26 protein-coding genes are annotated in these 26,718 nt (G+C 69.7%); 6 read left to right on the top strand and 20 right to left on the bottom strand.

Going from position 1 to position 26,718, the window contains the following annotated elements; all coding sequences use genetic code 11:
* Positions 1–4: 4 nt before the first annotated feature.
* The 12 genes from B043_RS0108330 to hpaI all read right to left on the bottom strand — a co-directional run bounded on the left by B043_RS0108330 (position 5) and on the right by hpaI (position 12,451).
* Positions 5–1,339 (bottom strand): phenylacetate--CoA ligase family protein, encoded by a 1,335-nt coding sequence (locus B043_RS0108330; protein WP_018461643.1) that lies wholly within the window; start codon positions 1,337–1,339, stop codon positions 5–7.
* Positions 1,296–1,700: a hydroxyphenylacetyl-CoA thioesterase PaaI gene (gene paaI / locus B043_RS0108325; RefSeq protein WP_018461642.1), complete on the bottom strand. Its 405-nt coding sequence runs from the start codon at positions 1,698–1,700 to the stop codon at positions 1,296–1,298. The genes B043_RS0108330 and paaI overlap by 44 nt, the downstream gene beginning before the upstream one ends.
* Positions 1,697–2,419: an ABC transporter ATP-binding protein gene (locus tag B043_RS0108320; RefSeq protein ID WP_018461641.1), complete on the bottom strand. Its 723-nt coding sequence runs from the start codon at positions 2,417–2,419 to the stop codon at positions 1,697–1,699. Before B043_RS0108320 ends, paaI begins: the two co-directional genes overlap by 4 nt.
* On the bottom strand, positions 2,420–4,162 hold the full coding sequence (locus B043_RS0108315) for a branched-chain amino acid ABC transporter ATP-binding protein/permease (RefSeq protein ID WP_018461640.1): 1,743 nt from the start codon (positions 4,160–4,162) through the stop codon (positions 2,420–2,422).
* Positions 4,162–5,130 (bottom strand): branched-chain amino acid ABC transporter permease, encoded by a 969-nt coding sequence (locus B043_RS0108310; protein WP_018461639.1) that lies wholly within the window; start codon positions 5,128–5,130, stop codon positions 4,162–4,164. Before B043_RS0108310 ends, B043_RS0108315 begins: the two co-directional genes overlap by 1 nt.
* A gap of 3 nt (positions 5,131–5,133) precedes the next feature.
* Positions 5,134–6,306, bottom strand: coding sequence for an ABC transporter substrate-binding protein (locus B043_RS0108305; RefSeq protein ID WP_018461638.1), 1,173 nt, complete (start codon positions 6,304–6,306; stop codon positions 5,134–5,136).
* Between the two features lie 114 nt (positions 6,307–6,420).
* On the bottom strand, positions 6,421–7,380 hold the full coding sequence (gene hpaD / locus B043_RS0108300; protein ID WP_018461637.1) for a 3,4-dihydroxyphenylacetate 2,3-dioxygenase: 960 nt from the start codon (positions 7,378–7,380) through the stop codon (positions 6,421–6,423).
* Positions 7,377–7,820 (bottom strand): 4-hydroxyphenylacetate 3-monooxygenase reductase subunit, encoded by a 444-nt coding sequence (hpaC, locus tag B043_RS0108295; RefSeq protein WP_018461636.1) that lies wholly within the window; start codon positions 7,818–7,820, stop codon positions 7,377–7,379. The genes hpaD and hpaC overlap by 4 nt, the downstream gene beginning before the upstream one ends.
* The gene (gene hpaB / locus B043_RS0108290) at positions 7,817–9,271 is read right to left on the bottom strand and encodes a 4-hydroxyphenylacetate 3-monooxygenase, oxygenase component (protein ID WP_018461635.1); all 1,455 of its coding nucleotides are present in this window, start codon (positions 9,269–9,271) and stop codon (positions 7,817–7,819) included. The genes hpaC and hpaB overlap by 4 nt, the downstream gene beginning before the upstream one ends.
* 2 nt (positions 9,272–9,273) lie before the next feature.
* Positions 9,274–10,827 carry a 5-carboxymethyl-2-hydroxymuconate semialdehyde dehydrogenase gene (gene hpaE, locus B043_RS0108285; protein WP_018461634.1) on the bottom strand — a complete coding sequence of 518 codons (1,554 nt, stop codon included), beginning with the start codon at positions 10,825–10,827 and terminating at the stop codon, positions 9,274–9,276.
* Positions 10,824–11,564, bottom strand: a complete 741-nt coding sequence (locus B043_RS0108280; protein ID WP_018461633.1) for a fumarylacetoacetate hydrolase family protein — start codon at positions 11,562–11,564, stop codon at positions 10,824–10,826. Before B043_RS0108280 ends, hpaE begins: the two co-directional genes overlap by 4 nt.
* Entirely contained in the window at positions 11,561–12,451 is an 891-nt protein-coding gene (hpaI, locus tag B043_RS0108275) for a 2,4-dihydroxyhept-2-ene-1,7-dioic acid aldolase (protein WP_018461632.1), read from the bottom strand. Before hpaI ends, B043_RS0108280 begins: the two co-directional genes overlap by 4 nt.
* Before the next feature lie 146 nt (positions 12,452–12,597).
* Here hpaI and B043_RS0108270 point away from each other — a divergent pair, with 146 nt between their 5' ends.
* Positions 12,598–13,983 carry a PucR family transcriptional regulator gene (locus B043_RS0108270; RefSeq protein WP_018461631.1) on the top strand — a complete coding sequence of 462 codons (1,386 nt, stop codon included), beginning with the start codon at positions 12,598–12,600 and terminating at the stop codon, positions 13,981–13,983.
* 52 nt (positions 13,984–14,035) lie between these two features.
* On the opposite strand, the gene B043_RS13335 is transcribed toward B043_RS0108270, so the two are convergent.
* Genes B043_RS13335 through B043_RS0108240 form a run of 6 tightly spaced genes read right to left on the bottom strand, consistent with a single transcriptional unit; the run spans position 14,036 to position 19,042 of the window.
* Complete coding sequence (locus tag B043_RS13335; protein ID WP_018461630.1) at positions 14,036–14,809, bottom strand: hypothetical protein; 774 nt, start codon at positions 14,807–14,809, stop codon at positions 14,036–14,038.
* Between the two features lie 10 nt (positions 14,810–14,819).
* On the bottom strand, positions 14,820–15,503 hold the full coding sequence (locus B043_RS0108260) for an ABC transporter ATP-binding protein (RefSeq protein WP_018461629.1): 684 nt from the start codon (positions 15,501–15,503) through the stop codon (positions 14,820–14,822).
* A 12-nt stretch (positions 15,504–15,515) separates the two neighbouring features.
* The gene (locus B043_RS0108255; RefSeq protein WP_018461628.1) at positions 15,516–16,712 is read right to left on the bottom strand and encodes an ABC transporter permease; all 1,197 of its coding nucleotides are present in this window, start codon (positions 16,710–16,712) and stop codon (positions 15,516–15,518) included.
* On the bottom strand, positions 16,713–17,402 hold the full coding sequence (locus B043_RS0108250) for an outer membrane lipoprotein-sorting protein (protein ID WP_018461627.1): 690 nt from the start codon (positions 17,400–17,402) through the stop codon (positions 16,713–16,715).
* A 3-nt stretch (positions 17,403–17,405) separates the two neighbouring features.
* Positions 17,406–18,602: an FtsX-like permease family protein gene (locus tag B043_RS0108245; RefSeq protein ID WP_018461626.1), complete on the bottom strand. Its 1,197-nt coding sequence runs from the start codon at positions 18,600–18,602 to the stop codon at positions 17,406–17,408.
* On the bottom strand, positions 18,599–19,042 hold the full coding sequence (locus B043_RS0108240; protein ID WP_018461625.1) for a GbsR/MarR family transcriptional regulator: 444 nt from the start codon (positions 19,040–19,042) through the stop codon (positions 18,599–18,601). Before B043_RS0108240 ends, B043_RS0108245 begins: the two co-directional genes overlap by 4 nt.
* Before the next feature lie 86 nt (positions 19,043–19,128).
* On the opposite strand from B043_RS0108240, the gene B043_RS0108235 reads away from it, so the two are divergent.
* Entirely contained in the window at positions 19,129–19,530 is a 402-nt protein-coding gene (locus tag B043_RS0108235) for a HEPN domain-containing protein (protein ID WP_018461624.1), read from the top strand.
* Complete coding sequence (locus B043_RS0108230; RefSeq protein ID WP_016329204.1) at positions 19,515–19,853, top strand: nucleotidyltransferase domain-containing protein; 339 nt, start codon at positions 19,515–19,517, stop codon at positions 19,851–19,853. The genes B043_RS0108235 and B043_RS0108230 overlap by 16 nt, the downstream gene beginning before the upstream one ends.
* A gap of 27 nt (positions 19,854–19,880) precedes the next feature.
* On the opposite strand, the gene serA is transcribed toward B043_RS0108230, so the two are convergent.
* On the bottom strand, positions 19,881–21,446 hold the full coding sequence (gene serA, locus B043_RS0108225) for a phosphoglycerate dehydrogenase (RefSeq protein ID WP_026234193.1): 1,566 nt from the start codon (positions 21,444–21,446) through the stop codon (positions 19,881–19,883).
* A gap of 97 nt (positions 21,447–21,543) precedes the next feature.
* Here serA and B043_RS0108220 point away from each other — a divergent pair, with 97 nt between their 5' ends.
* From B043_RS0108220 to dtd, 3 genes are read left to right on the top strand one after another with little or no spacing between them, the layout of a single operon-like run.
* Positions 21,544–22,386, top strand: coding sequence for a DegV family protein (locus B043_RS0108220; RefSeq protein WP_016329202.1), 843 nt, complete (start codon positions 21,544–21,546; stop codon positions 22,384–22,386).
* Positions 22,361–23,212: a DegV family protein gene (locus B043_RS0108215; protein ID WP_038036985.1), complete on the top strand. Its 852-nt coding sequence runs from the start codon at positions 22,361–22,363 to the stop codon at positions 23,210–23,212. The genes B043_RS0108220 and B043_RS0108215 overlap by 26 nt, the downstream gene beginning before the upstream one ends.
* Positions 23,213–23,215: 3 nt before the next feature.
* Positions 23,216–23,674: a D-aminoacyl-tRNA deacylase gene (dtd, locus tag B043_RS0108210; RefSeq protein ID WP_018461621.1), complete on the top strand. Its 459-nt coding sequence runs from the start codon at positions 23,216–23,218 to the stop codon at positions 23,672–23,674.
* Here the strand turns inward: dtd and B043_RS13330 are convergent.
* Positions 23,661–26,678: an EAL domain-containing protein gene (locus B043_RS13330; RefSeq protein WP_018461620.1), complete on the bottom strand. Its 3,018-nt coding sequence runs from the start codon at positions 26,676–26,678 to the stop codon at positions 23,661–23,663. The genes dtd and B043_RS13330 overlap by 14 nt on opposite strands.
* Positions 26,679–26,718 lie beyond the last annotated feature (40 nt).

Below are 26,718 nucleotides of genomic sequence, written 5' to 3'. Positions count from 1 at the left end.
GGGGCTATTTTCTGAGGTCCAGGACCCGCTTAAGCTTCCCCCCCTCGCTCCTCGGGGCCTCCCCGGGGGCGAGAAGGGTGACCCGCATGGTCACCCCGATGGTGTCCTTGATCTTGTGGGCCACCTTCTCCCTTAGGGCGTGGAGGCGGTGGTCCGCCTCTATGACCTCGTCGGACAGGGCCTTTTTGCCGATCTCCTGGAAGAAGGCCTCGGAGACCTCCACCTTGAGCTCGGCCTCGTCCAGGGTACCCTCCCGCCGGAGGACGATCTGGTAGTAGGGCTCCACCTCGGGGATGCCCAGGAGGACCGCCTCCACCTGGGTGGGGTAGACGTTCACCCCGCGGATGATGAGCATGTCGTCCGTGCGGCCCAGGATGGGCCCCATGCGCACATGGGTGCGGCCGCAGGTGCAGGGCTCGTAGGTGAGGAAGGTGAGATCCCCCGTCCAGTAGCGGAGGAGGGGCATGGCCTCCTTGGTGAGGGTGGTGAAGACCAAAACCCCCACCTGCCCCTCAGGGAGAGGCTCCCCCGTGTCCGGGTCCACTACCTCGGGGAGGAAGTGGTCCTCCCAGATGTGGCTCCCCCTTCGCTCCTCCACGCACTCGTTGGCCACCCCGGGGCCGATGATCTCGGAAAGGCCGTAGATGTTGGTGCTCCGCACCCCCAGCCCCTCGTCCACCTGCTTGCGGATGGCCTCCGTCCAGGGCTCGGCCCCCAGGACGGCGTACTCCAGGGAAAGGTCTTCCGGGCTCACCCCCCGCTTCCGGAACTCCTCCGCCAGGGTCTGGGCGTACGAGGGGGTGCAGGAGATGACCTCGGGGCGGAAGTCCTGGATGAGCATCACCTGGCGCTCGGTCATGCCCCCGGAAACGGGCACCACGGTCATGCCCAAGGCCTCCGCCCCCCCGTGGAGGCCCAGGCCCCCGGTGAAGAGGCCGTAGCCGTAGGCGTTGTGGAGCATCATCCCCGGCCTGGCCCCGGCCGCGGCCAGGGAGCGGGCCACCACCTCGGCGAAGATCTGGAGGTCCCTCTTGGTGTAGCCCACCACCGTGGGCTTCCCCGTGGTGCCGCTAGAGGCGTGGATCCGGGCCACCTCCTCCCGGGGCACGGCGAAGAGGCCGAAGGGGTAGTGGTCCCGGAGGTCGGTCTTTCGGGTAAAGGGGAGGCGGTGGAGGTCCTCCAGGCCCCGGAAGGCCTTGGGGTCCACCCCCGCCTCGTCCAGGGCCTTCCGGTAGAAGGGGACCCTTTCGTAAAGGTAGGCCACCACCCGCTTAAGCCGTTCGTCCTGCAAGGCCCTAAGCTTCTCCCTGGGTAGGGTTTCCAGTTCCGGCTGGTACATCCTCACCTCCTAAGCGAAACACGGTGCCCGTGAAGAGGGCCACCAGCTTGCCCAAAGCGCGCACCTCCACCCGGTAGGTGGCCGTGCGCCGGGAGAGGTGGACCTCCTCCGCCACCGCCTCCACCCTGGCCCCCAGGGGGACGGGGCGGAAGTAGTCCATGCGGCAGGAAAGGGCCACCGCCGGGCCCCGGCTGTTGGAGGCTAGGGCGAAGGCCGCGTCCGCCAGGGCGTAGAGGAAGCCCCCGTGGGCGGTGCCGTGGAGGTTCAGGTGCCCCTCCCCCACCACGCCCCCCACCGCCGCCTCTCCCGGGCCCTGGCGGAGCACCTGGAAACCGAGGGTGGTCATGAAGGGGTCCTTCACCCTTCCTCCACCTCCTTGAGGCCCAGGTAGGCCTCCACCACCTTGGGGTCCTGGGCCAGGGCCTTAGCCTCCCCCTCCAGGACCACCCGGCCGGCCTCCATCACGTAGGCCCGGTCGGCCAGGGCCAGGGCCACCTTGGCGTTTTGCTCCACCACGAGGAGGGAAACCCCCTCCGCCTTGAGCCTCGCCAGGATGCGGTAGATCTCCCGCACCATGAGGGGGGCGAGGCCCAAGGAGGGCTCGTCCAGGAGGAGGAGCTTGGGGCGGGCGAGGAGGGCCCGGCCGATGGCCAGCATCTGCTGCTCGCCCCCCGAGAGGGTACCCGCCCGCTGGCCCCGCCGTTCCTTAAGCCTGGGGAAGAGCTCGTACACCCTTTCCAGATCGGGCCTTAAGTCCTCCCGGCGGCGGAAGCGGAGGAAGCCCCCGAGGAGGAGGTTCTCCTCCACGGTAAGGCCCCCGAAGAGGGCCCGGCCTTCCGGGACGAGGACCACCCCCAAGGGGAGGAGGGCCTCGGGGCTCCTTTTGGGGCAGGGCCGCCCAAAGAAATGGACCTCCCCCTCCGCCCGGGCCAGGCCCAAAAGCCCCCTTAGCACGCTGGTCTTCCCCGCGCCGTTGGGGCCGATCAAGGCCACGGCCTCCCCTTCCTCCAGCCGGAGGCTTACCCCCTGCGCCGCCTCAAAGGCCCCGTAGCGCACGGAAAGGCCCTCGGTTCGGAGCATCTAGGCCACCTCCTCCCCCAGGTAGGCCGCCCGCACCAAGGGGTTTTTCTGGACCTCCTTGGGCGTGCCCTCGGCGATCTTCTCCCCGTAGTTCATCACCACCACCCGGTCCGCCAGGCCCATGACCAGGTCCATGTCGTGGTCCACCAGGAGGAGGGTGTACCCCTCCCGGGCAAGGCCCTTTAGGAGGTGGGCGAGCTCCCGCTTCTCCCCCGCCCTAAGCCCCGCCCCCGGCTCGTCCAGGAGGAGGATCTCCGCCCCAGAGGCGAGAAGGCGGGCGATCTCCAATAGGCGCTGCTGCCCCGCGGTGAGCCGGTCCGCCCGCTCCAGGGCGAGGCCCTCCAGGCCCACCCGCTTCAGGGCGTGGTAGGCGGTGGAAAGGGCCCTTTCCTCCTCCTTCCGGTAAAGGCCGAGGAGGACCTGGAGGAAGCCAGCCCGGGTGCGGGCGTAGGTGCCGAGGGCGGCGTTTTCCAGCACCGAAAGCTCGGGGAAAAGGTGGGGGTGCTGGAAGGTGCGCCCCAGGCCCAAGGGGTGGATGCGGTAGGGGGGGAGGCCCGTGACCTCCCGGCCGAAGAGGAAGACCCGGCCCCCATCGGGGGGGATGGCCCCGGTGACCAGGTTGAAGGTGGTGCTCTTCCCCGCCCCGTTGGGGCCGATCAAGGCCAGGATCTCCCCCCGCCGCAAGGCGAAGGACACCCCCGCCACCGCAAGGAGCCCCCCAAAGGCCTTCCTGAGGCCCTCCACCCTTAGGACCTCCTCCCCCCGCACCCCCGAGGGAGGCTTGAGGGGGAGGGGCTCCGCCTTGGGCAGGGCCCCTTTGCGGGCCGGGAGGGCCCTTTCCAAAAAGGCCCAGAGCCCCTTGGGGGCGAAGAGGAGGATGGCCGCCAGGATGAAGCCGTAGGCGATGGTCTCGTAGTTCCCCTCCCGCCCGAGGAGGAGGGGGAGGAGGTCTTTCAGCCAGTCCTCGAGACCCGTGAAAAGCCCGGCCCCCAGCAGCACCCCGGGGATGGACCCCACCCCCCCGGCCACGGCCATGACCAGGTACTTGATGGAGGCCTCCAGGGAGAAGGGGGTGGGGTTCACGAAGCGGAGGAAGTGGGCGTAGAGGAACCCCGCAAGCCCCGCGATGACCCCCGAGAGGAGGAAGGCCTTAAGGCGCAGGCGGGCGGGGTCCACCCCGAAGCTGGCCGCGGCCAAAGCGTCCCCCCTTAGGGCCAGGAGGGCCCGGCCCAGGCGGCTTGGCCTGAGGTTCCCCAGGGCCCCGATGAGGAGGAAGAGGAGGAAGAGGCTGAAAAGGGCGTAGGCGAAGCCCTCGAGGGGAAGGCCCAAGAGCCTTAGGGGGGGGAGATCCGTGAGGCCCGTGTGCCCCCCGGTGAGGCCCACCAGGTTCCCCGCCAGGATGTAAAGGGCCACCTGCCAGGCGATGGTGGCGAGGGGGAGGAAGTGCCCCTTAAGCCGCACGGTGAGGGCCCCGATGAGGAGGGCGAAGAGGAGGGAGAGCCCCAGACCCGCAAGGAGCCCAAGCCAAGGGGAGGCCCCAAGCCGCAGGGTGAGGAGGGCGGTGGCGTAGGCGGAAACCCCCATGAAGGCCGCCTGGGCGAAGCTGGTCATCCCCGCAAGGCCCGTGAGGACGTGGAGGGACAGGGCCACCATGGCCGAAAGGGCGAAGAAGGTGAGGAGGGTGAGGTAGTAGGGGAAGGGCAGGAAAAGGAAGGGGAGTAGGAGAAGCCAGGCGTAGCGCATCATTCCTCCACCGCGTGGGCCCTCAGGCTCTGGTAGAAGAGGGCGGGCAGAAGGAGGAGGAAGACCAGAGCCTCCTTGTAGGCGCTGGCAAAAAAGCTGGTGAAGCTCTCAAAAAGCCCCACCAGGAGGGCCCCTAGAAAGGCCACCGGGTAGCTCACCAAGCCCCCCAGGATGGCGGCCACGAACCCTTTAAGGCCCAGCATGAAGCCCATGAAGTAGGCGGCGTTGGTGATGGGGGCAAGGAGAAGCCCGGAAAGGCCCGCCATGAGCCCCGCGATGGCGAAGGCCACCATCCCCGCCTCCTCCGGCCGGATGCCGTAGAGCCTGGCCCCAAGCCGGTTCTCCGCCGCCGCGAGAAGGGCCTTCCCGTAGAGGGAAAGGCGGAAGAAGAGGTAAAGGGCGAGCACCGCCAGAAGGGCGTAGAGGAGGACCAAGACCCCCTGCCAGGAAAGCCCCACCAGGACCTCCCCCCTAAGGAGGGGCTCGGGCCGGTGCTGCTCGGGGCCGAAGAAGACCAGGCCCAACCCCTGGTAGGCCACGTGCAGCCCCACCGCGAGGATCAGGAGGGCGAGGACCGTGGCCTCCTTGAGGGGCTGGAAGAAGACCCGGTAGGTGGCGAGGCTTAAGTAGACCACCAGGAGGAGGGCCAAGGGGTAGGCGAGGGGAAGGAGGCCCCGGGCGGGCAGGGCCAGGAGGAAAAGCCCCCCGGCGAGGAGAAGGGGCCAGGGCCTACGGTCCAAGAGGCTCCAAAGGAGGCCCAAGGCCAGGGCCAGGGCCAGGGTGCCCGGGAGCTTTCCCGCCATGAGCCAGACCAGGGAAAGGGGGGCGAACATCATGAGCTCCCCGATGGGCACCAGGATGACCCGGGTCACGGCGAAGACCAGGACCATGGCCAGGGCCAGGAGGCCGTAGACCACCCCGCTTTGCACCCCGTCCAGGAGGAGAAGGCCGAGGATGGTGGCGTCCATGGCCTAACGGAAGGTGCGGATGAGCTTCCAGCGGCCCCCCTCCACCTGGACCATCACCGCGGCGTCCTCAAAGCGGAGGCCCAGGTGGTCTTCCTTGGAGAAGGTGAAGACCCCGTGGGTGGCCACGAGGCCCTTGGTGGCCTCGATCTCGTCCCGGAGGGCGGCGCGGAAGGCCGCGAGGTCCTTGTCGGGGTCCGCCTTCTTGAGGGCCCGCTCCAGGGCCGGCTTCAGGATGAGCCAGGCGTCCCAGGCGTGGGCCCCGAAGGTGGAGTAGCTCCCGATGCCGTGCTTGGCCTCGTAGCGCTGGATGTAGTCCAGGGCCACCCGCTTGCTGGGGAAGGCGGAGGGGAGCTGCTCCGCCACCAGGATGGGCCCCGCGGGGAGGAGGGTGCCCTCCACGTCCTTGCCGCCCACCCGGAGGAAGTCGGGGTTGGCCACCCCGTGGGTCTGGTAGATGAGGCCCCCGTAGCCCCGCTCGCGAAGCGTGCGCTGGGGAAGCACCGCGGGCGTGCCGCTTGCGCCCACCAGGACGGCCTCCGGCCGGCGGGCGATGATCCTTAAGGCCTGGCCGGTGACGGAGGTGTCCGTGCGGTTGTAGCGCTCGCTCACCACCACCTGCAGGCCCTTGGCCTTGGCCTCCGCCTCAAAGAAGCGGGCCCAGCCCTCCCCGTAGGCGTCGTTGAAGCCGATGTAGCCCACCGTCTTAATCCCCCTAGCCACCATGTCCGCCACGATGGCCCGGGCCATGAGCTCCTCCGTCTGGGGGGTCTTGAAGACCCAGAAGCGCTGGGCGTCCACCGGGTGGATGATGTCCTTGCTGGCCGCCAAGGAGATCTTGGGCACCTTGGCCTCCGCCACCACGGGGATCATGCCCAAGGAGGCGGGGGTGGTGGTGGTGCCGAGGATGGCCACCGCGCCCTCCTCCACCAGCCGCCTGGTGTTCCGCACCGCCTGGGTGGTGTCGGAGGCGTCGTCCAGGATGACGAACTGCACCTTCCGCCCCGCCACGCCCCCGGTGCGGTCCAGGATCTCCTGGATGAGGAGGAAGGTGTTCCGCTCGGGGATGCCCAAGGAGGCGGCGGGGCCGGTGGCCGAGACCACCACCCCCACCTTGAGCGTCCCCTGGGCCAGGGCCGAAAGGGCCAGGAAAAGGGCTGCCAAGATTAAGCGCTTCATCCCAAAACCTCCTTTTTCCCACGGGCCAAAGCCCGGCTGGGCCAAGCTAACGAACGTTTGGTCTAAGCATAGATAGGGACCTTTGTCCCGTCAACGGGGCGGGGGTGGGACCCGCTAGATCACGTGCTGGGGCATCCCCTCCAGGGAAGAGGCCCGCGTGGGAAGGGGGCGGTCCTCCAGGTCCAGGAAGGGGCTTCCCTCCAAAAACCAGCTCTTAGGGGTCCGGTGCCCCCAGAGGGTCTGGCGGCGGGGGTCGTTGAGGCTCCAGCGCAAGGGGGGGTGGTCGGGGTCCACGGTGAGGTAGTCCGAAGTGTAGAGCTCCATGCGGTGGCCGTCGGGGTCCCTTAGGTAGAGGAACATGGCGTTGGAGATCCCGTGCCGCCCGGGGCCCCGTTCGATCCGGTCCGTTTCCATGGCCCCCGCCAGGATGTCCGCGGCCCTCAGGATGCTTAGGGCATCGGGGAGCCAGTAGGCGAAGTGGTGGAGCCTAGGGCCCTCCCCGTTGGTGAAGGCCAGATCGTGGACGTTGCCCTTGCGGTGGAGCCAGGCGGCCCAAAGCCTCCCCTCCTCGTCCTCCGTGTACTCCGTGAGGCGGAAGGCCAGGGCCTCCCGGTAGAAGCGCACCGCCTCCGCCACCTCGGGGGAGAAGACGTTCAGGTGGTCGATGCGCAGGATCCCCGGCCCCCGGTGCTCGTGGTAGCGCTGGAGGACTCGAGGGAGCTTTTCCGCCTGGAAGTAGAAGGCAAGGGGGTAGCCGAAGGGGTCCTGGAGGCGGAGGATCCGGGGCCTGCCCCAGTCGGACTCCAGCGCGTGGGGAAGCCCCCTTTCCTCCGCGAAGGCCTTTAGGGCCGAAAGGTCCTCCTCCGAGGCCACCTTGAAGCCCAGGGCCCGCACCGCGGGGAAAGGGGCCTCCTTCAGCTTGAGGCTCCACTCCAGCTCCTCGTAGCCCCGGAGGTAGGCCACCCCGCCTTCCCGGCGCTCCAGGCGGAAGCCCAAAAGCCCCTGGTAGAAGGCCAGGCTCCGCTCCAGATCCCGCACCCAAAGCTCTATGAAGCCCACCCGCACCACGTTCATACCACCCTCCTGTACCCCCGGGCCCAGTACACCAGGGGGGGCCCGGGGGCAAAGAGCTCCACCCGCTCCACCCGCCCCACCACCAGGCGGTGGTCCCCGCCCTGGTGGAGGGCCTCGAGGCGGCACCACAAGGCGGCCAAGGCCCCCTCCACCCGGCCCTCCACCAGGGCCACCCCGGGGCTCGGGCGGCCCGCGAAGTGGTCGGCGATGGCCTCCTGCCCCTCCCGGAGGAGGCTTACGGTGAAGGCCCCGCTCCGTTCCAAAAGGGGCAGGAGCTTGGCCTTCTCGGAGATCCCCAGGGCCACCAAGGGAGGGTCCAGGGAAAGGGACATGAAGGCGGTGGCGGTCATGCCCCGCTCCTCTTCCCCCAGGCGGGCGGCCACCACCGTGACCCCGGCGGCGAAGCGGCTTAGGGCCTCCTTGAAGGCCTCCGCCGTCACGCCTCCACCTCCTCCCCCACCGCCTTCAGGGCCTCTTCCAGGTAGGCCCGGATGCGGGCCTTGTAGGGCTCCTTGTCGTAGACGCTGTAGAGGGTCTGGTACATGCGCACGGGGTCGCCGAAGAAGAAGCGCTCGTAGAGCTCCTGCCGGGCCCCGAAGCCCGAAAGGGTCATGTCCCAGGCCAGGCGGAAGAGGGCCACCCGCTCCCGGGCGTCCAGGGTGGCCCCCTGGAGGAACTTTTCCAAGAAAGGCGCCAAGGGCCCCTTGAAGTCCTTCTCCGAAGGCAGAGTGATGAGGCCGGAGGCCCCGATCTGCTCGATGATCTCCCGGATCCTGGGGTAAAGCCTCGGGTAGAGGTTCCGCGCCCCGTCCAAAGCCCCCCGGTCGGGGCAGAGGAGGCCGTAGGCGTTCTCCTTGGCCTCCTCCTCGGCCCGGGTCCAGAAGGCCCGCATGGCCTCGAGGTAGACGATGATCTCCGCGATCTTCTCCTGCACGTGGCCGTAGGCGTCGGCCCCGATGCCCTCGGCCATGAGGGCCGCCACCCCCAAGAAGGCCTCCGTCTTGGCGGTCTTCAGGGCCACCACCTGGTGGGCCATGTGGTGGAGGGCCCCGGTGGCCGCGTAGGCGTTGTTGCACCGCTCCACGTCCCCCAGGATGAAGACCCGCTCCCAGGGGACGAGGACGTCGTCAAAGACCACCAGGCAGTCCATCTCCTCCAGGCGGCTAGAAAGGGGGTAGTCAAAGGGGCTATCCCCCCCCACCAGGGCCTCCCGGCAGACGAAGTGGAGGCCGGGCGTGGAGGTGGGCAAGGCGAAGGCGATGGCGTACTTCTCCGCCCCGGGGCCCTCCTTGAGGAGGGTGGAGGGGAAGATGAGGACCTCGTCCGCCAGGGGGAAGGTGGCGGTCATCCGGGCCCCCCGCACCACCACGCCCTTCTCCGTCTGCCGCACCACCCCCACGGGGATGTAGGGGTCGGGCTGGGCGGAAGGGGGCCTGGCCCGGTTCACCTGGGGGTTGGTGAGGGCGTGGGTGGTGGCGAGGTCCTTGTCCCTGAGGAGCCGGTAGTAGGCCCGGACGTTCTCGGCGAACTCCCCGAAGAACTCGGCGCTCGCCGCGTAGGCCATGACCACCGCGTTCAGGTAGTCGGGGCTCCGGCCCATCATCCCCAGGTTCTGGTCCGCCCAGAGCTTGTAGGCCCGTCCCCGGCGCTTCAGGTCCTCCTTCGTCTTTGGGATGAGGAAGCTCATCCCGTGGCGGCGCCCCTCCTCCTCGTAGGTGAGGGCCTCCCGGTGGCGGGGGTCGTGCTGGAGGTCGTAGAGGGCGGCCATGGTGCGCACGATGCCCCGGAAGACCGGGTGGGTGGTGGGGTCCTCCACCTTTTCCCCCTTGTACCAGAGGTTGGGGGGGCGCTCCCTTAGGGCCTCGAGGTACTCCTGTCCCGTCCTGGCCATGCCTAGCCTCCTTTCCCGAACTTGGGCACGTGGGGGGGCCTTAGGGGAAGCCCCACGGCCTTGAGGTCGGTGTAGAACTCAAAGGCGTAGTGGCCGCCTTCCCGGCGGTCCCCGCTCCCCTTCACCCCGCCGAAGGGGGTGGGGAGGTGGCGGACGTTGTGGCTGTTGAGGTAGATGAGCCCGGCCTGGAGCTCCAGGGCCAGGCGGTGGGCCCGCTCCAGGTCCCGGGTGAAGACGTAGGCCGCAAGGCCGTACCTGGTGTCGTTGGCAAGCCTTAAGGCCTCCTCCTCGTCCCGGAAGGGGATGGCCACGAGGACGGGCCCGAAGATCTCCTCCTGGGCGATGCGCATGCGGTTCTCCCCCACGAAGAGGGTGGGGAGGAGGTAGTTGCCCCGGGAGAGGTCCTCCCCCCGGAAGGAGCGGAGGGCCCTTTCCCCGCCCACGAGGAGCTCCGCCCCCTCCTCGAGGCCCAGCCGGACGTAGCCCAAGACCCGTTCCAGGTGCTCGGGGTGGATGAGGGGGCCCACCTCCGTCTCCGGGTCCAGGGGGTGGCCCACGCGGATGGCCCGGGCGCGCTCCGCCACCTTCCCCACGAAGTCCTCAAAGATGGAGGCCTCCACGAGGAGGCGGGAGCTTGCCGTGCACCGCTCGCCGTTAAAGGAGTAGATCTGGAAGACCACCGCGTCCAAGGCCCGTTCCAGGTCCGCGTCGGCAAAGACCAGGGCCGGGCTTTTCCCCCCAAGCTCCAGGGAAAGCCGCTTGAGGTGGCGGGCGGCCTCCCGCATGACGATCTTCCCCGTCTCCGTCTCCCCCGTGAGGGTGATGAGGGGGACGAGGGGGTGGGCCACCAGCGCGGCCCCCGCCTCCTCCCCGAAGCCCTGGACCACGTTGAAGACCCCCGGGGGAAGGTCCGCCTCCTGGACGATCTCCGCAAGCTTGGAGGCGGTGAAGGGGCTCCACTCCGCGGGCTTCAAGACCACGGTGTCCCCCGCGGCCAGGGCGGGGGCGATGCGCCAGGTGGAGAGCATCAGGGGGGCGTTCCAGGGGGTGATGATGCCCACCGGCCCCGCGGGGACCCGAAGGGCGTAGTAGAGCCAGTCCCGGTCCACGGGGTAGGTGCGGTCCTCCATGGCGTGCTCGGCGTACTCCGCGTAGAAGGCGAAGTTCTCCGCCGCCCGGGCCACCTGGGCCCGGACGATCCTCAAGACCTGCCCCGCGTCCAGGCACTCCGTGACCGCAAGCTCGTCCGCCCGCTTCTCTATGAGCTCGGCGATCTTCAGGAGGTAGCGCTTCCTTTCCCGGGCCGGGGTGCGGCTCCAGCGCTGAAAGGCCTCGTGGGCCGCCCGGGCCGCCCGCTCCACCTCCTTTTCCCCACCCCGGGCCGCCTGGCCCAGGACCTCCCCCGTGGCGGGGTCTAAGGAGGGGAAGGTGGCCCCGTCCTCCGAAGGGGCGAAGGCACCGCCGATGAAGTGCAGGGCGGGCCTCTCCTTTAGGGCCTTCCGGATGGCCTCAATGGTCTCCCAAGGGATGCCCGCCACCTGGTCTGCGTACCTCATGCTCCCTCCACCACCGGGTTTTCCAAAGCCCCGAGCCCCTGGATCTCCAGGCGCATCACGTCGCCGGGGAGGACCCGGCTAATCCCCTTAGGGGTGCCCGTAAGGAGGACGTCGTAGGGCTCCAGGGTCATGAACTCCGTGATGTACTCCAAAAGCTCGGCCACGCTGAAGAGCATCCTCGAGGTGTGCCCCTCCTGCCTCAGCTCCCCGTTCACGTAGGCCCTGAGCCAGAGGTTCTGGGGGTCTTCCACCTCGCCCACCACCAAAAAAGGCCCCAAAGGGCCGAAGGTGTCCCGCCCCTTAGCCCGGATGGGGGGGCGGAAGGTGTTCGTCACGTGGTCCCGGGCCACCAGGTCGTTGGCGATGGTGTAGCCCAGGACGTAGTCCAAAGCGTCCTTCGCCCGGACGCGGCGCATAGGCCGGCCCACCACCACCGCCAGCTCCACCTCGTAGTGGACGAACCCCACCCCCCTGGGGTAGCGCACGGCCCCCTTGTGGGGGAGGAGGCTGCTATTCGGCTTCCAGAAGAGGGCGGGCTCCTCGGGGCGCCCTAAGCCCAGCTCCTCCGCGTGGTCCGCGTAGTTCAGGGCCACCCCGATGACCTTCCCCGGGCTGAAGGGGAGGAGCCAGGTGACCCCCTCGGGGTCGTGGGCCTCCCCCGCCTCGTCCAGGAGGAGGCCCTCCCGGTAGACCCCGTGGTGCACCCGGCCCTGGGCGATGAAACGGCAAAGCTTCACGCCCGCACCTCCAAAAGCCCGTAGCGCTCGGCCATGGCCCTAAGGCGGGCCTCGATCTCCGGGGTGGTGGGGCCCAAGGGCAGGCGCCACTCCTTCTCAATAAGGCCCATCCAGGCCAGGACGGTCTTCAGGGGGATGGGGTTCGTGTCCCAGAAGATGGCCTCGTTGGCCTCGAGGAGGTGGTAGTGGAGCCTTCTTGCCCCCGCGTAGTCCCCGGAAAGGGCCTTCTCGCAGAGGAGGGCCACCTCCTTGGGGAGCCAGTTGGCGGTGGCGGCGATGGTGCCCACCGCCCCCAGGCTCATCATGGGGAGGGTGAGGCTTTCTAGGCCGCAGAAGACGAGGAAGTCCTCCCCCGCCTCTTGGAGGAGGTGGGAAACGTACTCCAGGTCCTTGGAGGAGTGCTTGAGGCCCACGATGTTGGGGAAGTCCCGCCGCAGGCGGGCCACGGTGGCGGGGGCGATCTCCACCCCCGCGCGGCCCGGGATGTTGTAGATCACCAGGGGGAAGTCCGGCACCGCCCGCGCCACCTCGGCGAAGTAGCGGTAAAGGCCCTCCTGGTTGGGCTTCACGTAGTAGGGGACGATGACCATGGCCCCGTCCGCCCCCACCGCCTTGGCGTAGCGGGTGAGCTCCAGGGTCTCCTCCAGCCGCAAGGCCCCGGTCCCCGCCAGGACCGGCACCCGCCCCGCCACCTCCTCCACCGCGATCCGGATCACCCGCTTCCTTTCCTCCAGGGTCTGGGTGCCGGGCTCGCCCGTGGTGCCGCCCACGCTCACCCCGTGGGAGCCCGCCTCCACCACCCGGCGGATGAGCCGCCTTAGGGCCGCCTCGTCGATCTCCCCGTTGCGGAAAGGGGTCACCAGAGGGGGGATGGACCCGCGAAACATGCGCCTCCTTTCGCCCCTCAGTCTTGGGGCGTGGAGCAGGGGGAGCAAGTGTAGGTATAGACGAAGAAAGGGGAAGTTTTTGTCTCAACGAACAAGAGAAGGGGGCTTTCCCTCTTCTTTCCCGAAGGGTATGGTGAGAATAAACAATGAAGGCGGGAGAATTTGTACCCCCAGACCTATCCTTCAGCGCCCTGGTGGGAGACCTGGGCCTCCCCCTCCTCCACCCCTCGGACCGGCCGGTGCTCCACCTTCTGGAGGCCCCAAGGCCCGTGCCCGTGGAAGGGGCCTTGGTCCTCTTCCCGCCCCCAAGCCTCTACCCCTACCGGGGGGCGAGCGGTTTCCTGGTGCGGGAACCCACGGAGGCCCTTCTGGCCTTTGCCCAAAAGGAGGGCCTAGGGGTGGCGGCCTACCCCCCCTGGCTGGCCCAGGAGGAGCTGGAGAAGGCCATCCGGCAGAGGCTTTTCCAGAAGGCGGGGGGGATGGCCCTGGCGGGGCTTTTGGACCTCTTCCTGAAGCTTCCCGACCGGGCCCTTCTGGAGGTCCTTCACCAGGCCACGGGGCTGGCCCTGGCCCGGGTGGCCCCCTGGGGGGAGGTGCTGGGCTTCGCGGGGCCCGTGCCCCCCAGGCACCCCCAGGAGGCGGGGGCGGGGCCGGGGTGGCTGGCCCTGGAGGCGGGGGAGGGGCTCCTTGTGGCCTACGGGGAGGAGGCCCTTCTGGGAAGGGCCCGGGGGCTTTTGGAGGTGGCCTCGAGGCTCCTCAGGCTCCGGGGCCTAGAGCGGAGCCTGGAAAGGATGCAGGAAGAAAGCCTGGGGGCGGCCCTTCTGGAGGGCCTCATCCTGGGGGAGGCGGAACCGGAGCGCCTTTTCGCCTTCGGCTTCGCGGAAGGGGTGGAGTGGGTCCTGGCCCTGGCCGAGCCCCCGCCCGTCCCCGGGCGGCACCGCCTGGCGGAGGAAAGGCGGCGGGAGGCCACCTTGGAGCTCAGAAGGCGGGCCGGGGCCTTCCTGGACCGGCTGGGCGTCCCCTACCTCCTCGCCCCCCGGGGGAACCGGGTGGTGGCCCTGTGGCAGGTGCACCACCCGGGGAGGGAGGCGGAGGGGCTCCTAAAGACCCTCCTTCCCGGAAGCCGCCTGGGCTACTCCGCGGTGCACGCGGGGGCCGAGGTGGAGGAGGCCTACCGGGAGGCCCTGATCGCCCTCAAGGCCGCCCGGAGCGGGGAGGCCCTGGCCTTCACCGCCTTGGACCCCGTGGCCTTCGTCCTCCTGCAGCAGTCCCCGGAGGACCTCAAGGCCCTGGTGGAGCGCTACCTGCCCCTCCCCCCCAAGCTCCTCAAGACCCTCGAGGTCTACCTGGACACCGCCGCCACCTCCCGGAAGGAGCACCTCCTGGAGGCCGCGGAAAAGCTCCACATCCATCCCAACACCCTCCGCTACCGCCTAAAGCGGATAGAAGCCCTCCTCGGGCCCCTCACCCGCCCCGAGACCCTGGCCCGGGTGCACCTGGCCCTTAGGGCCCGGGACCTGCTGGCGGGGTAGACCCTGGGGCTGGCCCTTCTTGTGTTTTTCTTCACGATTTTTCCAGCTCGTGCTAAAAGTCTCCCCTATAGCTCACCCACCCCAGGAAGCGCCCTCCCACCCCGCTCAGGCCCAGGCTCCAGGCCTCCCACCGGAGGGTAAGCCCCCCGAAGAGGCCCTGGCGCACCCCAAGAAGGCCCTGGAGGGCCAGCCCCTCCCCCTCCCAGGCCAGGGCCAAGGCCGCCCCCAAAGGGTAGACCCCTTCCAGGGTAAGGAGCCAGGGCCCCCAAAACGCGGTGTAGCCGAGAAGCCCCCGGGGGCCATCTTGGGTCCAGAAGGCCTCCCCGTACCCCACCCCCTCCCCCAGGGGCCAGCTCCCAAGGAGCCCCGCCCCCTCCCGGAAGAGGAAAAGCCGCCCCTCCTTCAGGGCCAGCTCGGCGAAGGGGCCCTTTTCGGTAAGGCCCAGGCGCAGGCGGTGCTCCGGGCCGTAGTGGGTGAGGAGGCCTCCCAAGACCCCGGTGCTTCCTCCCAAGGGGTTGGGGGCGTTCCAGGTGTAGGGGAAAAGCCGCCCCTCCCCCGGGGTGAGGGGCAGGCGGCCCAGGGTGAGGGCCCAGTCCCCCTCCTGGGCCTCCAAGAAGGCCCGCTCCAGGAGAAACTCGCCTTTCCCCCCGGGCAGGAGGAGGTAGGGGGCCAGGGCAAGGCCCAGGCGCACCCCCTCCAGGGTCCAGACCCCCTCCAGGCGCAGGTAGGCCACCCCCACCCCCCCTCCGCCCCTCAGGCCCACCTCCAGCCCCTGGCCCAAGGCCAGGCCCAGGAGGAGCCCCAAAACCCCCAAAGCCCTCCCCATGGCCAGGCCCCTAGCGGCGCTCCTCCCCCACGATCCGCCCGTCCTCGAGGCGCACCACCCGGCCCACGTGGGCGAGAAGCCGGGGGTCGTGGGTGGAGAAGAGGAAGGTCACCCCCCGCTCCCGGTTCAGGGCCTTCATGCGCTCAATGAGGGCCAGGCCGTTCTGGGAGTCCAGGTTGGCCGTGGGCTCGTCCGCCAGGACCAAGAGGGGCTCCGCGGCCAGGGCCCGGGCCACGGCCACCCGCTGCTGCTCCCCCCCGGAAAGCTGGTGGGGGCGGCGGTGGGCCTTGTCCTTGAGGCCCAAGGCCTCCAGGGCCCAAAGGGCCTTCTCCTCCCGCACCCTTCTCGGGACTCCTCTGAGCTCCAGGATGAAGCCCGCGTTTTCCAGCGCGGTGAGGACGGGGAGGAGGTTGTAGGCCTGGAAGACGAGTCCCACCCGCCCTAGGCGGAAGCGGGCCCTTTCCGCACGGGAGAGCCGGTCCAGGCGCACCCCCCCCACCCAGACCTCCCCCTCGGTGGGCAGGTCCAGCCCCGCGAGGAGGTGGAGGAGGGTGCTTTTCCCCGAACCGGAAGGCCCCACCAAGGCGGTGAACTCCCCCGCCTCCACCTGGAGGTCCACCCCCCTCAGGGCCCAGGTCTCCACCCCGTCCCCCCGGTACACCTTGGTCACGCCCTTGGCCTCTATGATGGGCACCGCATCACCTCCTTACGGCACGTAGCGCATGGCCTCCACCGGCTCCAGCCTCGAGGCCAGGTAGGCGGGCCACAAGGCGGCCAGGACGGCCACCCCCACCGCGTAGCCCAGGGTGAGGAGGAGGTCCTTGGGCGAAAGCCTACCGTAGAGCACCTCGGGGAGGCCGAACTCCCGGTACTGCTCCAAAAGGGCCTGGGGGAGGGGAAGCCGGAAACCGTCCGCCAGCGTAAGGTGCACCCCAAGCCCCAGAAGAAGCCCCACCCCCGCCCCCACCCCCACCAGGAGGAGGCTTTCCCAAAGGACCAGGGCCATGACCCGCCGGCCCGTAAGCCCCAAGGCGGCCAGGAGGCCGAACTCCCGGATGCGCTCCACCAGGCTGAGGTAGAGGGCGTTTAGGAGGATGAGCCCCGCCAGCGCGAAGAAGATCCCCACGTACACCCCCATGACCACGTCGTAAAGGGGCAGGAGGGCCGCGTAGAGGGGGTTGGCCTCCAGCCAGGTTTCCACGCTGAGGCCGGGGAGCCTGGGGCTGAGCTCCCCCTTCAGGGCCTCCAGGGGGGCCATCTCGTAAAGCCCCACCCCGGGAAGCCAAACCCTGAGGAGGGTCACCCGGCCCGGGGCCAGGAGGAGCTGGGCGTCCTCCAGGGGCACCAGGAGGGTGCGGGCCTCCAGCTGGGTTTCCGGCAGGTCCAAAAGCCCCACCACCCGGAAGGGGTACACCCCCAGGCCCAAGCCCCCGGGAGCGTAGGCCACCACCTCGTCCCCGAGGCCCACCCTAAGGGCCCGGGCCAAAGCCTCCCCCAGAAGGGCCTCCCCGGGGGCCTCGGGCAGGCGGCCCGCGGAGAGGGCCCGCTTCTCCCGGCGGAAGGCCTCCGGCTCCAGGCCCGTGAGGCTCACCGCCCGGCTCCGCTCCCCGGCGATGAGGAGGGCCGCCCCCTCCAGGGCCCCCTCGAGGGTGGCCCCAGGGGGCAGGTCCAGGGGGGGTGGGGTGAAGGCCAGGCTCTCCAGGTCCTCCTTCTCCCGGTAGCCCTCCACCCGCACCACCAGGTGGCCCGTGCGCTCCAGGATGAGACGCAAAAAGGCGTCAAAGGCCCCGGCGTAGACGGAGAGGAAAAGGAGGGAGAGGAAGACCACCAGGGCCACCACCCCCAAGGTGGTGAGGCTCCGGCCCGGGGTCCTCAGGAGGTTGCGCCAGGCCAGGCGGAACACCTAGCACCCCCTTTCCAGGGCCAGGGGGTTGAAGCAGGCGGGCGGCACCGGCCCTACCTTGACCTCACCGATCTCCACCACCGTGCGGTAGCCCGGGCGCAGGAGGTCCAGGAGCTCCATCCGCCCAGGGAGGACCGTGCCGGAAAAGCGCTGGTAGGCCGAAAGGCGAAGCTCGCGCACCGCCTGGCCCCGCTGGTCGTAGTAGAGGATGCGCTCGGGAAGGTCCTCCTTGAGGTAAACCTCCACCCGGCCGTAGGGCGTGGGGGCCTGGGGCTTGGGGAGGAGGACCAGGACCCCCTTCTCCTCGCTCACGGTGAAGAGCTCCTCCAGGTCCCGGCCCATGAGGTCCTGGTAGGTGAGGTCGGAGCCCAGAAAGCGCTCGCTCCGGCCCGTGGGGGGGAGGCGGAGGGTGCGGCCTAAGCGGGGGTCGTAAAGGTAAAGCTCCGCGCCCAGGGAAAGGAAGGCCTGCCCAGCCTCCGAGCGGGGCTCCAGCACCCGGAGGTGGGCCCTTTGGCCGTCGGTGTACACCTTGAGGCGGTAGACCCTTTCGGATTGGGGCCGGACCACCTTGAGGACATAGACCGCCTGGTGCTCCGGGCCCCTTAAGCGGTCCAAGACCGCCCTGAGCTTCTCCGCGGGGCTTTGGGCCAGAGCCAGGGCTAAGAGGAGGAGCCAGGAAAGGCGCCGCATCCTTCACTCTCCTTTCAGGTACCGGGGCAGGGAAAGCCCGAGGACAAGCCGCCCCGGGAAGAGGAGGGCCAGGAGGCCGGAGAAGACCACCACCGCCCCCGCGTAGAAGGCGTAAACGGGCCGCACGGCGGTGTAAAGGGCTTCGGAGAGGCCGGACTCCGGCAAAAGCTCCATGGAAAGCCGCATGAGGGGGCCGAAGACGTTGTGGGTGGAGGTGTAGGCGAGAAGGCCATAGCCCAGCAGGAGGCCTAGGGCCAGGCCCACCAGGCTGGCCAGGGCGGCCTCCAGGGCCACCAGCCCCGCAAGGCCCCAAGGGGTGAGGCCCAGGCTTTCCACCACCGCAAACTCCCTAAGCCGCTCCCGCACGGAAACGTAGGTGGTGCTCACCACCGCCACCGCCGCCAGGAGCATGAAAAGGAGGAGGAGGGGGATGTAGAAGAGGCGGCTGCCCTCGTAGTCCGCCCGGATGGGCCCCATGAGGTCCCAAACCCCCTTGGCCAGGAGGTCTTCCGGGAGGAGGGCGTTGAGCTCCGCGGCCACCTGGGCCTCCCTCCCCCGGGGCACCTTCAGGGCCAGGTGGGTGGCCAGGGCCCCGGTGAGGGCCCGGGCGTCCTCCAGGTGCACGTACACCCCGCCGTAGTCCACGTTGGACACCCCCGCCCGCAGGATCCCCACCACGGCGAGGCCCAGGGCCTGGGGGCCCTTTAGGGCGCTCGCCTCCACCACCAGCCGCTCCCCCAGGCGGACGTCCAGGCGCTCGGCGAGCTTGGCCCCCAAGACCACCTCCCCGGGGGCGGAAAGCCAGCGCCCCTCCGCCACCTTATAGGGCACCCGAGAAAGGGCCTTCTCCCCTTCCGGGTCCACCCCCAGGACCACGCCCCCCTCGAGGCGGTAGGGGGAGCGGAGGAGGGCGTAGAAGGCGAGCCTCGGGGTCGCGGCCTGCACCAGGGGGTGGGCCAGGGCGGGCAGGGCCGAAAACCCCTGGTTTGGGTCCGGGTCCTCCCAGTAGGCCCGGCGGGCCACCTCCACCGGGGCCTCCACATAGGCCCCGTAGGCCTCCACCAGGCTCTCCCCGTAGCCGTCCAGGAAGCCGAACATGAAGAGGACGGCCACGGTTACGTAGATCACCACCAAGGAGAGAAGGCCGGTGCGCCGCTTCTGCCTCAGGAGGTTGCGCCAGGCGAGCCTTAAGAGGGTCATCCCTCCTCCTCGTAGCGCCTTAAGAGCTCCGGAAGGGCCCGCTCAAAAAAGGCGTATAGGCGGTGCATCTCCCTTAGCCGCTCCCCCTTTTCGGGAGGGAGGAGGGCCAGGCCCCGCTCCGCGGCCTCCCGGTATAGGCTTAGGGCCCGGGCCTTTTCCAAAAGGAGCCTCCGCCAGGCCCCGGGCCGGACGGTGTACCGGTCCGCCCGCTCCCCCGGCCGCCTGAGCTTCTCCACCAGGCCGAGGCGGGTGAGGAGGTGGAGGGCGGGGCTTAAGGCCCCCTTGCTCACCGAGAGGGCCTCCCCCATCTCCCTGGCCGTCTGCTCCGGAGGGTCGGCCACCAGGAGCCAGGCCAGCACCCGGCCCGCCATCCGGGGCAGGCCCGCCCCTTCAAAGAGGAGGGCGGTCTCCTCCACCCAGGCCTTCAGGGGGGCTTCCACGGGGTTAGGCTACTGGAGTCTGAAAGTTCTGTCAACCCCAAACTTTTCAAACCTCAAAGACCCTCAGCAAGGCCTAAACTGAGACTGTGGACCGGGAAGAGTACGAGCGCTGGCTAGCCCAAGCCAAGCACACCCTGGCCTCCGCGGAGCGGGACGCGGAGGAAGGGGACTACGACTGGGCCTCTTTCAAGGCCCAACAGGCGGGGGAGTACGCCCTCAAAGGGCTCCTTAGAGGCCTAGGCCAAGCGGCCCATGGACACAGCCTCAAGCGGCTCCTGAGCGTCCTAGAAGGGGCAGGGGTAGCCATACCCCCTGAGCTACTGGAATCCGCCCAGGAGCTGGACATCCACTACGTGCCCGCCCGCTACCCGGACGCCTACCCGGAAGGAAGCCCCTTTGAGTTCTACAACGCCAAAAGGGCCCGGGAAGCCCTGGAGGCCGCCCGGCGGATCCTCACCTGGGTGGAGGACGCATGGCGGGCCCTCTAGCCAAGGCCTTGGCCCAGCGGCAGAGGGCACGGGAAGCCCTCCTGGAGGAAGCCCGGGCCTACGCGAAAAGGGTCCGGGAAGCCCTGGGGGAAGCGGAGGTCTACCTTTTCGGCTCCGTGGCCCGGGGGGATTTCAACCTGGAAAGCGACCTGGACCTCCTGGTGGTCTCCCCCGCCCTGCCCCAAGACCCCCTGGAGCGGGCCCGGCTCCTCTTCGCCCTGCGCCAGGGGCGGGAAGAGCCCAGGGGCCTCCTCCCGGAGGAGTTCGCCCGCCTTAGGGCCAAGGGAGGGCTATGGTTTTTGGAAGGGGCCCTTAGGCTCTAGGGCCCCGCTTTTGCTTCGGCGGGGTACTTAAAGCTCCACCAGGTCCACCCGCTCCAGCACAGGGAGGCCCCTCAGGGCCTCCAGCACCTCGGGGCTGGGCTTCTGGTCCACGGTGAGGACGAAAAGGGCCCGCCCCCCGGGCACGTCCCGCCCAAGCTGCATCCCGGCGATGTTCACCCCGGCCTCGCCGAGGAGGGTCCCCACCTGGCCCACCACCCCGGGGCGGTCGTAGTTCACGCAGACCAGCATGTACCCCTCGGGGACCACCTCCAGGGCGTAGTCGTCTATACCCACCAGCCGGGGCCTCCCCGCGATGACCACCCCCCGGGCCCGGCGCTCCTCCTGGTCCGTGGCCAGGCGCACCTCCACGAGGCGGGTGTACTCCCCCGCTTCCTCCTGCCTGCGGGTTATGAGCCGCACCCCCCGGTCCTTGAGGAGGGGCCTGGCGGAGACCAGGTTCACCGCCTCCTCTCCCAAAACCCGGGCCAAGAACCCCTTGGCCACCGCGCTGGCGATGGGCTCGGGGTCCTTCTCAAACTGCCCCAGGAAGCTCACCTCCAGGACCTCCGGCCGCCCCCGGGTGATCTGGGCGAGGAGCTTGCCCAAGGCCTCCCCCAGGGGCAAAAACCCCTTCAGGGCCTGGAGGGCCTCGGGGTCAAAGCCGGTGTTTAAGGCGTAGGAGAGGTCCCCTTCCAGGGTGCGCACCACCCGTTCCAACACCGCCTCCCCCACCCGGTCCTGGGCCTCCAAGGTGTTGGCCCCCAGGTGGGCGGTGAGGACCACCTTGGGGTGCTGGAGAAGGGGGTGGTCCTTAGGGGGGGGCTCCTCCGCGAACACGTCCAGGCCCGCGGCGAAGAGGTGGCCCTCCTCCAGGACCTCAAGAAGGGCCTTTTCGTCCACAATCCCGCCCCGGGCGGCGTTCACCACCACCGCCCCCCGGGGGAGGAGGTAGAGTTCCCGGCGGCCGATCATCCCCCGGGTCTCCTCCGTAAGGGGGGTGTGGACGGTGAGGAAGTGGCTCTGGCGGAGCATGTCCGAAAGGTCTTCCAGAAGCTCCACCCCCAGGCTTTCCGCCCGGGTCTTGGGGATGTAGGGGTCGTAGGCCAGGACCCGCATCTCAAACCCCTTGGCGAAGCGGGCCACCTGGCCGCCGATCCGCCCCAGGCCCACGATGCCCAGGGTCTTGCCCTTGAGCTCCAGGCCCAAGAACTTCCGGTCCCACTCCCCCGCGCGGATCTTGCGGTCGGAAAGGGCGATGCCCCGGGCGGCGGCCAGGAGGAGGCCGAAGGCGAGCTCGGCGGCGGAGCGGGTGTTGGCCTCGGGGACGTTCACCACCAGGATGCCCAGGCGGCTTGCGGCCTCGAGATCCACGTTGTCCACCCCCACCCCGCCCCGGCCCACCACCTTAAGCCGCTTGCCCCGCCGTAGGAGCTCCGCATCCACCTGGGTGCGGCTTCGGGTGATGAGGGCGTCGTAAGCGGGGATGACCTCCAAAAGCTCCTCCCGGCCGATCCCGGGCCGGTAGTCCAGAAGGACCCCGGGGTAGCGCACCTCCCCCAGGCGCATGTCGTCCGAGACCAGGACCCTCCACATAAGGCCAAAGCTAGCACCCGGAAGGCCCCCCGGCAAGGGAGGGCCTACACTACACCATAAGGGCTATGGTATCCTGGCCGGGACCAAAAGGAGGGGTATGAAGGTAGCCCTGGTAACCGACTCCACCGCCGACCTACCCAAAGCCCTTAGGGACGAGCTAGGCATCCAGGCCGTGCCCCTGTACGTGAACCTGGGGGGCCGGGTCTATAGGGATTGGGAGGAGATCACGCCCAACGAGGTCTTCCAGAAGGTGCGGGCCGGGGAGGCCTTCCCCACCACCAGCCAGCCCTCCCCCGAGGACTTCGTCCGCGCCTACGAAAAGGCCCTGGAAGGAGCGGACCACGTGCTTTCCATCCACATCTCCGCCCGGCTTTCCGGCACGGTGCAGTCTGCGGAGCTCGCCGCGCAAAACTTTCCAGGCCGGGTCACGGTCTTTGACAGCCAAGGAGCCTCCTTGGGGATCGGGATGATGGTCCTAAGGGCCCACGAGCTCCTCTCGGAAGGGGCGGGCCTCGAGGCCGTTTTGGAAGAGCTCAAGCGCCTCCGCGCCGACCACTTCGTGCGCTTCAGCGTGGCCACCCTGGAGTTCCTAAAACGGGGGGGGCGGATCGGGGGGGCCCAGGCCCTTCTCGGCACCCTTCTCGGCATCAAGCCCATCCTCACCCTCAAGGAGGGCCGGGTGGAGGCCGCGGGCCGGGCCCGGGGGGAGCGGAAGGCCAAGGAGGAGATCCTCAAGGACTTTAGGGCCTGGGGGGAGGGCCGGAAGCGGATCCGCGCCTTCTTCCTCTACGGGGGGGAGGAAGGGGCGGTGGAGGAGCTTAAGGCCATGGTCCTGCAAAGCGGCCTGCCCGTGGAGGAGGTCCTCACGGGGGAGCTTGGGGCGGTGATCTCCAGCCACACGGGGCCGGGAACCTATGGGTTTTACGCCTACAGCCTCTAAGGTGGCCTTCGTGGCCGACAGCACCCTGGGCCTTTCCCCGGAAGAGGCCCTGAAAGAGGGCATCCACCTGGTCCCCCAGCAGGTGATCCATGGGGGCCGGGCCTACCGGGACCTGGTGGAGATCCGCCCCGAGGAGGTCTTGCGCCTCCTGGAAAAGGGGGAGCGCCTCACCACCAGCCAGGTGGCCCCGGAGGACCTAAGGGAAACCTACGAGAGGCTCCTTAAGACCCACGACCGGGTGCTTTCCGTCCACGTCTCCGGGAAGCTTTCGGGCACGGTGGCCACCGCGGAGAGCGTAGCCCGGGCTTTCGGAGGCCGGGTTTTGGTCCTGGACTCCTGGTCCCTCAACGGGGGGCTCAGGCTGGTCCTGGAGGAGGCCCGCCGCCTCCTCAGGGCCGGGGTGGCCTGGGAGGGGCTGGAAGGGGCCCTGGCCCCTTTCCGGGCCCGGGTGCGGGGGTATGTCCTCCCCAAGACCCTCACCTACCTCCACCGCTCGGGGCGGATCAGCGGCCTGCAGCACTTCGTGGGGGGGCTTCTTCGCATCCTCCCCGTGTTGGAAATCCGGGAGGGCGGGGTCTTCCCCGGCCCCCGGGTGCGGGGCTTCGGGGAGGGGCTTAGGAAGGTGGCCGAGCTCTTCCGGCGGGACTTCCCGGAAGGGGCCCAGGCCTACCTGGCCCACGCGGGGAACGAGGAAGGGGCCAGGGCCTTGGGGGCGGCCATCCGCCAGGAAGGGGTGGAGGTCCTGGGGGTGCTCCCCGCGGGGGCGGCGGTGAGCGTCCACACCGGCCCCGGCACCGTGGCCCTCTTCGCCGGGCCCAGGGGGTGAAGGGTGCGGGCGGTGGTGCAGCGGGTCTCCGAGGCCCGGGTGGAGGTGGAGGGGGAGGTGGTGGGGGCCATCGGGGTGGGGCTCCTCGTCCTCCTCGGGGTGGCGCGGGAGGACAATAAGGAAGACGCCCTTTACCTGGCCCGCAAGATCGTGGCCCTGCGCGTCTTCCCCGACCTCGAGGGCAAGATGAACCTCTCCCTCAAGGAGGTGGGGGGGGAGGTGCTCCTGGTGAGCCAGTTCACCCTCTACGCCGACACCCGCAAGGGGAACCGGCCCTCGTTTCTAGAGGCCGCGCCCCCTGAGGTGGGGCGGAGGCTTTTTGAGGCGGCCCTCGAGGCCTTCTTGGAGCAGGGGGTGCACGTGGAAACCGGGGTCTTCGGGGCCCACATGCGGGTCCACCTGGTGAACGACGGCCCCGTGACCCTCATCCTGGACTCCAAGGACCGGCTCAAACCGCGCTAGGCCGCCCCAAGAGGTAGCCCTGGCCCAGGCGGTACCCCACCTGGAGGAGCCAGCGCCGCTGCTCCTCCGTCTCCACCCCCTCGGCCACGGCCTGAAGGCCCAGGGTGCGGGCGAGGTCCAACGCCGCCCGGAGCACCGCCTCGGCCTTGGGGTTCTGGCCGATGCCCCAGGTGAAGGCCCGGTCCACCTTGAGGGCATCAAAGGGGTTCTCCACCAGGGCGTTCATGGAGGCGTACCCCTGGCCGAAGTCGTCCAGGGCCAGGCCGAAACCCAAGCCCTTCAGGGCCTTTAGGACCTCCCCGACCCCCGGCTGGGCCAGGCTGTACTCCGTGACCTCCACCTCCAGAGGGCGCCCCCTTAGAAGGGCCGCGGTCTCCAGAAGCCGGGGGTCGGCGAGGGTTTTGGGGGAGAGGTTCAGGTGGAGGGGAAGCCCAAGGTCCAGCTCCCGAAGCCTGTTCAGAAGCCAAAGGTCCATCTCCACGATGAGGCCGGTCTCCTCCGCCAGGGGGATAAAGGTTCCGGCGGACACCAGGCGGCCTTCCACCTCCAGGCGGAGGAGGAGCTCCAGGGCCACGGGCTTCCCGCTTTCCAGCTCGGCGATGGGCTGGGCGTGGATGCGAAACCCCTCCCCCTCCAGGGCGGCCGACAGGAGGGCCAGGGTGTCCTGCCGCTCCCGGTGGGCCCGGGCCAGCTCCGGGTTGAAGAAGGCCAGCCCCCCCTCCTTCCGGGCCTCGGCCAGGGCCAGATCGGCGTGCCGGAGGAGCTCCCCTAGGCTGGCCCCGTCCTCCGGGAAAAGGGCCACCCCCAGGGCCACCCGCAACCAGGCGGCCCCGCCCGGGGGCAGGGGAAGCCCCTTTAGGGCCCGCTCCAAGCAGCCCTCCACCCGCAAGGCCGCCTCCTTGCCCCCCTGGAGGAGGAGGGCGAAGCTCCCGGGGCCAAGCTGGTAGAGGCGGTCCGGGAACTCCAGGCAGGACCTTAAGGCCGCCAGGAGGGCTCGAGCCAGGGAAAAGTGGGCCTGCCAAGCCTCCCCTTGGAGCCCCTGCCACTCCATGAGCCCCAGGGCCCAGGAGCCCTCCTTGAGCAGGGCCGGGGCCTCCTCCTCCAGGAGGAGGCGGTTGGGGAGGTGGGTCTGGGGGTCGTGGTAGGTGAAGAAGGCGGTCCTCTTGCGCTCTTCCTCCGTGGCCAGGACCATCTCCAGGCCCGAAGCCAAAAGCCGGAAGGCCTCCTCCACCTCCGGCCCCAGGGGGGCCTGGGCCCGGGCCAGGAGAAGCCCTAAGGCCTCCCCGCCCGCCCCGCCCGCCTCCAGGCGGGCGTAGAGCCCCTCTCCCTGTAAAAGGCCCTGGACCTCCGGGGGCAGGCCCTCCCAAAGCGCCCGGTGGGCCTCCCCCTCCAGGCGCCCCTGGGAAGCGGGGAGGGCCAGGGGGTAAAGCTCCGCGGCGGGGAAGGCCCGGCCCCGCCAGGGGGCGAGGTCCAGGCCGCTTGCCGCCACCATGGAGTAACGCCCGTCCAGGCCCTTTAGGAAAAGGACCAATCCCCCCACCCCCAGCAAACCCTCCCGGGCCTCCTGAAGGAGGGCCAGCGCCAGGCCCGGGGAAAACCCCTCCCGCAGGAAGCGTTGGTTGAAGTGGAGGAGGGCGGCCTGAACCCGGCTCAAGGCGTACTCCCGGGTCACCAGGCGGGAGGTGGCCAGGTAGCCTTCCAGCTTCCTTCCGGGGCCGTAAAGGGGCGCCAGGATCTTTTGCTCGGCGATGAGCCGCCCGTCCTTCCGGCGGTTGAGGAAAAGGGCCTGGAAGGCGCCTCCCCCTTCCAGGGTCCGCCAGAGGCTCTGATAAAACTCCGGGGGATGGAGGCCGGACTTGAAAACCCGGGGCGTGGCCCCTAGGAGCTCCTCCGGCCTATAGCCGGTGACGGCCTCCAGGGCGGGGTTGGCGTAGAAGATGCGCCCCTGGCGGTCCGTGAGGAGGATGCTCTCCGGCACCTGCTCCACCACCTGGGCCAGTTGGTAGGCCCGGGCGTAGGACCGGATCCGCTCCATGGCCTGGCCCGCCAGGCCGGCCAGGTCCTCCAGGAGGGCCACCTCCTCCGCGTCAAAGGCGTCGGGCTCCGCGGCGTACACGTTCAGGGCCCCCCAGACCTCACCCTCCACCCAAAGGGGAAAGGCCGCGCTGGAGGCGAAGCCAAAGGCCTGGGCCCGGAGGCGCCAGGGGCCGTAGCGGGGGTCTGCCCCCACGTCCCGGAGCACCTGGGGCCGGCCCTCGCGGATGGCCCGGCCCGTGGGGCCCTGGCCCTCGGGGGTCTCGTCGTGGCGGACCGCGAGCCCCTCCAGGTAGCCCACCGCCCCGGCCGCCTCCCGGGGCACCACCCGGCCCCCGGGCCCCTTCTCCCCCACCCAGGCCAGGAGGTACCCCTCCTCCACCAAGAGGGCGCAAAGCCCCTTCAGGTAGGCCGAGGCCGCCTGGTCCAGGTGGCTTGGCGCCTCCAAGGCCAAGCGGGCCCCCCGGTGGAGCACCCGGGCGGCCCGCTCCGCCCGCTCCCGCAACACCGCCAGGGCCAGAAGCCCCGCCGCCTCCTCCAAGGCCAGGCGCGCCTCCGGGGAAAGCGCCTGGCCCGGGGCCAGGTAGAGGTTTAAAACCCCCAGCACCCGCTGCCCCGCGGCGATGGGGAAGATGGCGTGGCCATGGGGGGGCATACCGGGGTAGCGGGTGGTGTGGGCCTCCGTCACCCCCGAAAGCTCCAGGGGCGCCCCTTCCTGGGCCACCCGGCCGCACAGGCACTGCCCTAAAGGCACCTGGGCGCACAGGCGCTGGAGGGGCTCGTCCAGGTTGCGCTGGGCCACCAGCTGAAGCCGCCCCCCCTTCATGAGGAAGAGGGCGCCTTTGGCCTCGAGGGTCAGCCAGGGTTCCCGAAGAAGGGAGTCCAGGGCCAGCTGGAGGCGCTCTTCCAAAGGAAGGGGGCGGAGAAGGGTTTGGGCCAGGTCAAGGGTGAGCCTGAGGCGCTCCGGCATGTCTTTAGATTCATTTTCACAGAGCAAGGTGAGACGAACC

The sequence above is a fragment of the Thermus oshimai DSM 12092 genome (assembly GCF_000373145.1).
Taxonomy (GTDB): Bacteria; Deinococcota; Deinococci; order Deinococcales; family Thermaceae; genus Thermus; species Thermus oshimai.
This window is presented reverse-complemented; position numbering and strand designations above follow the sequence as displayed.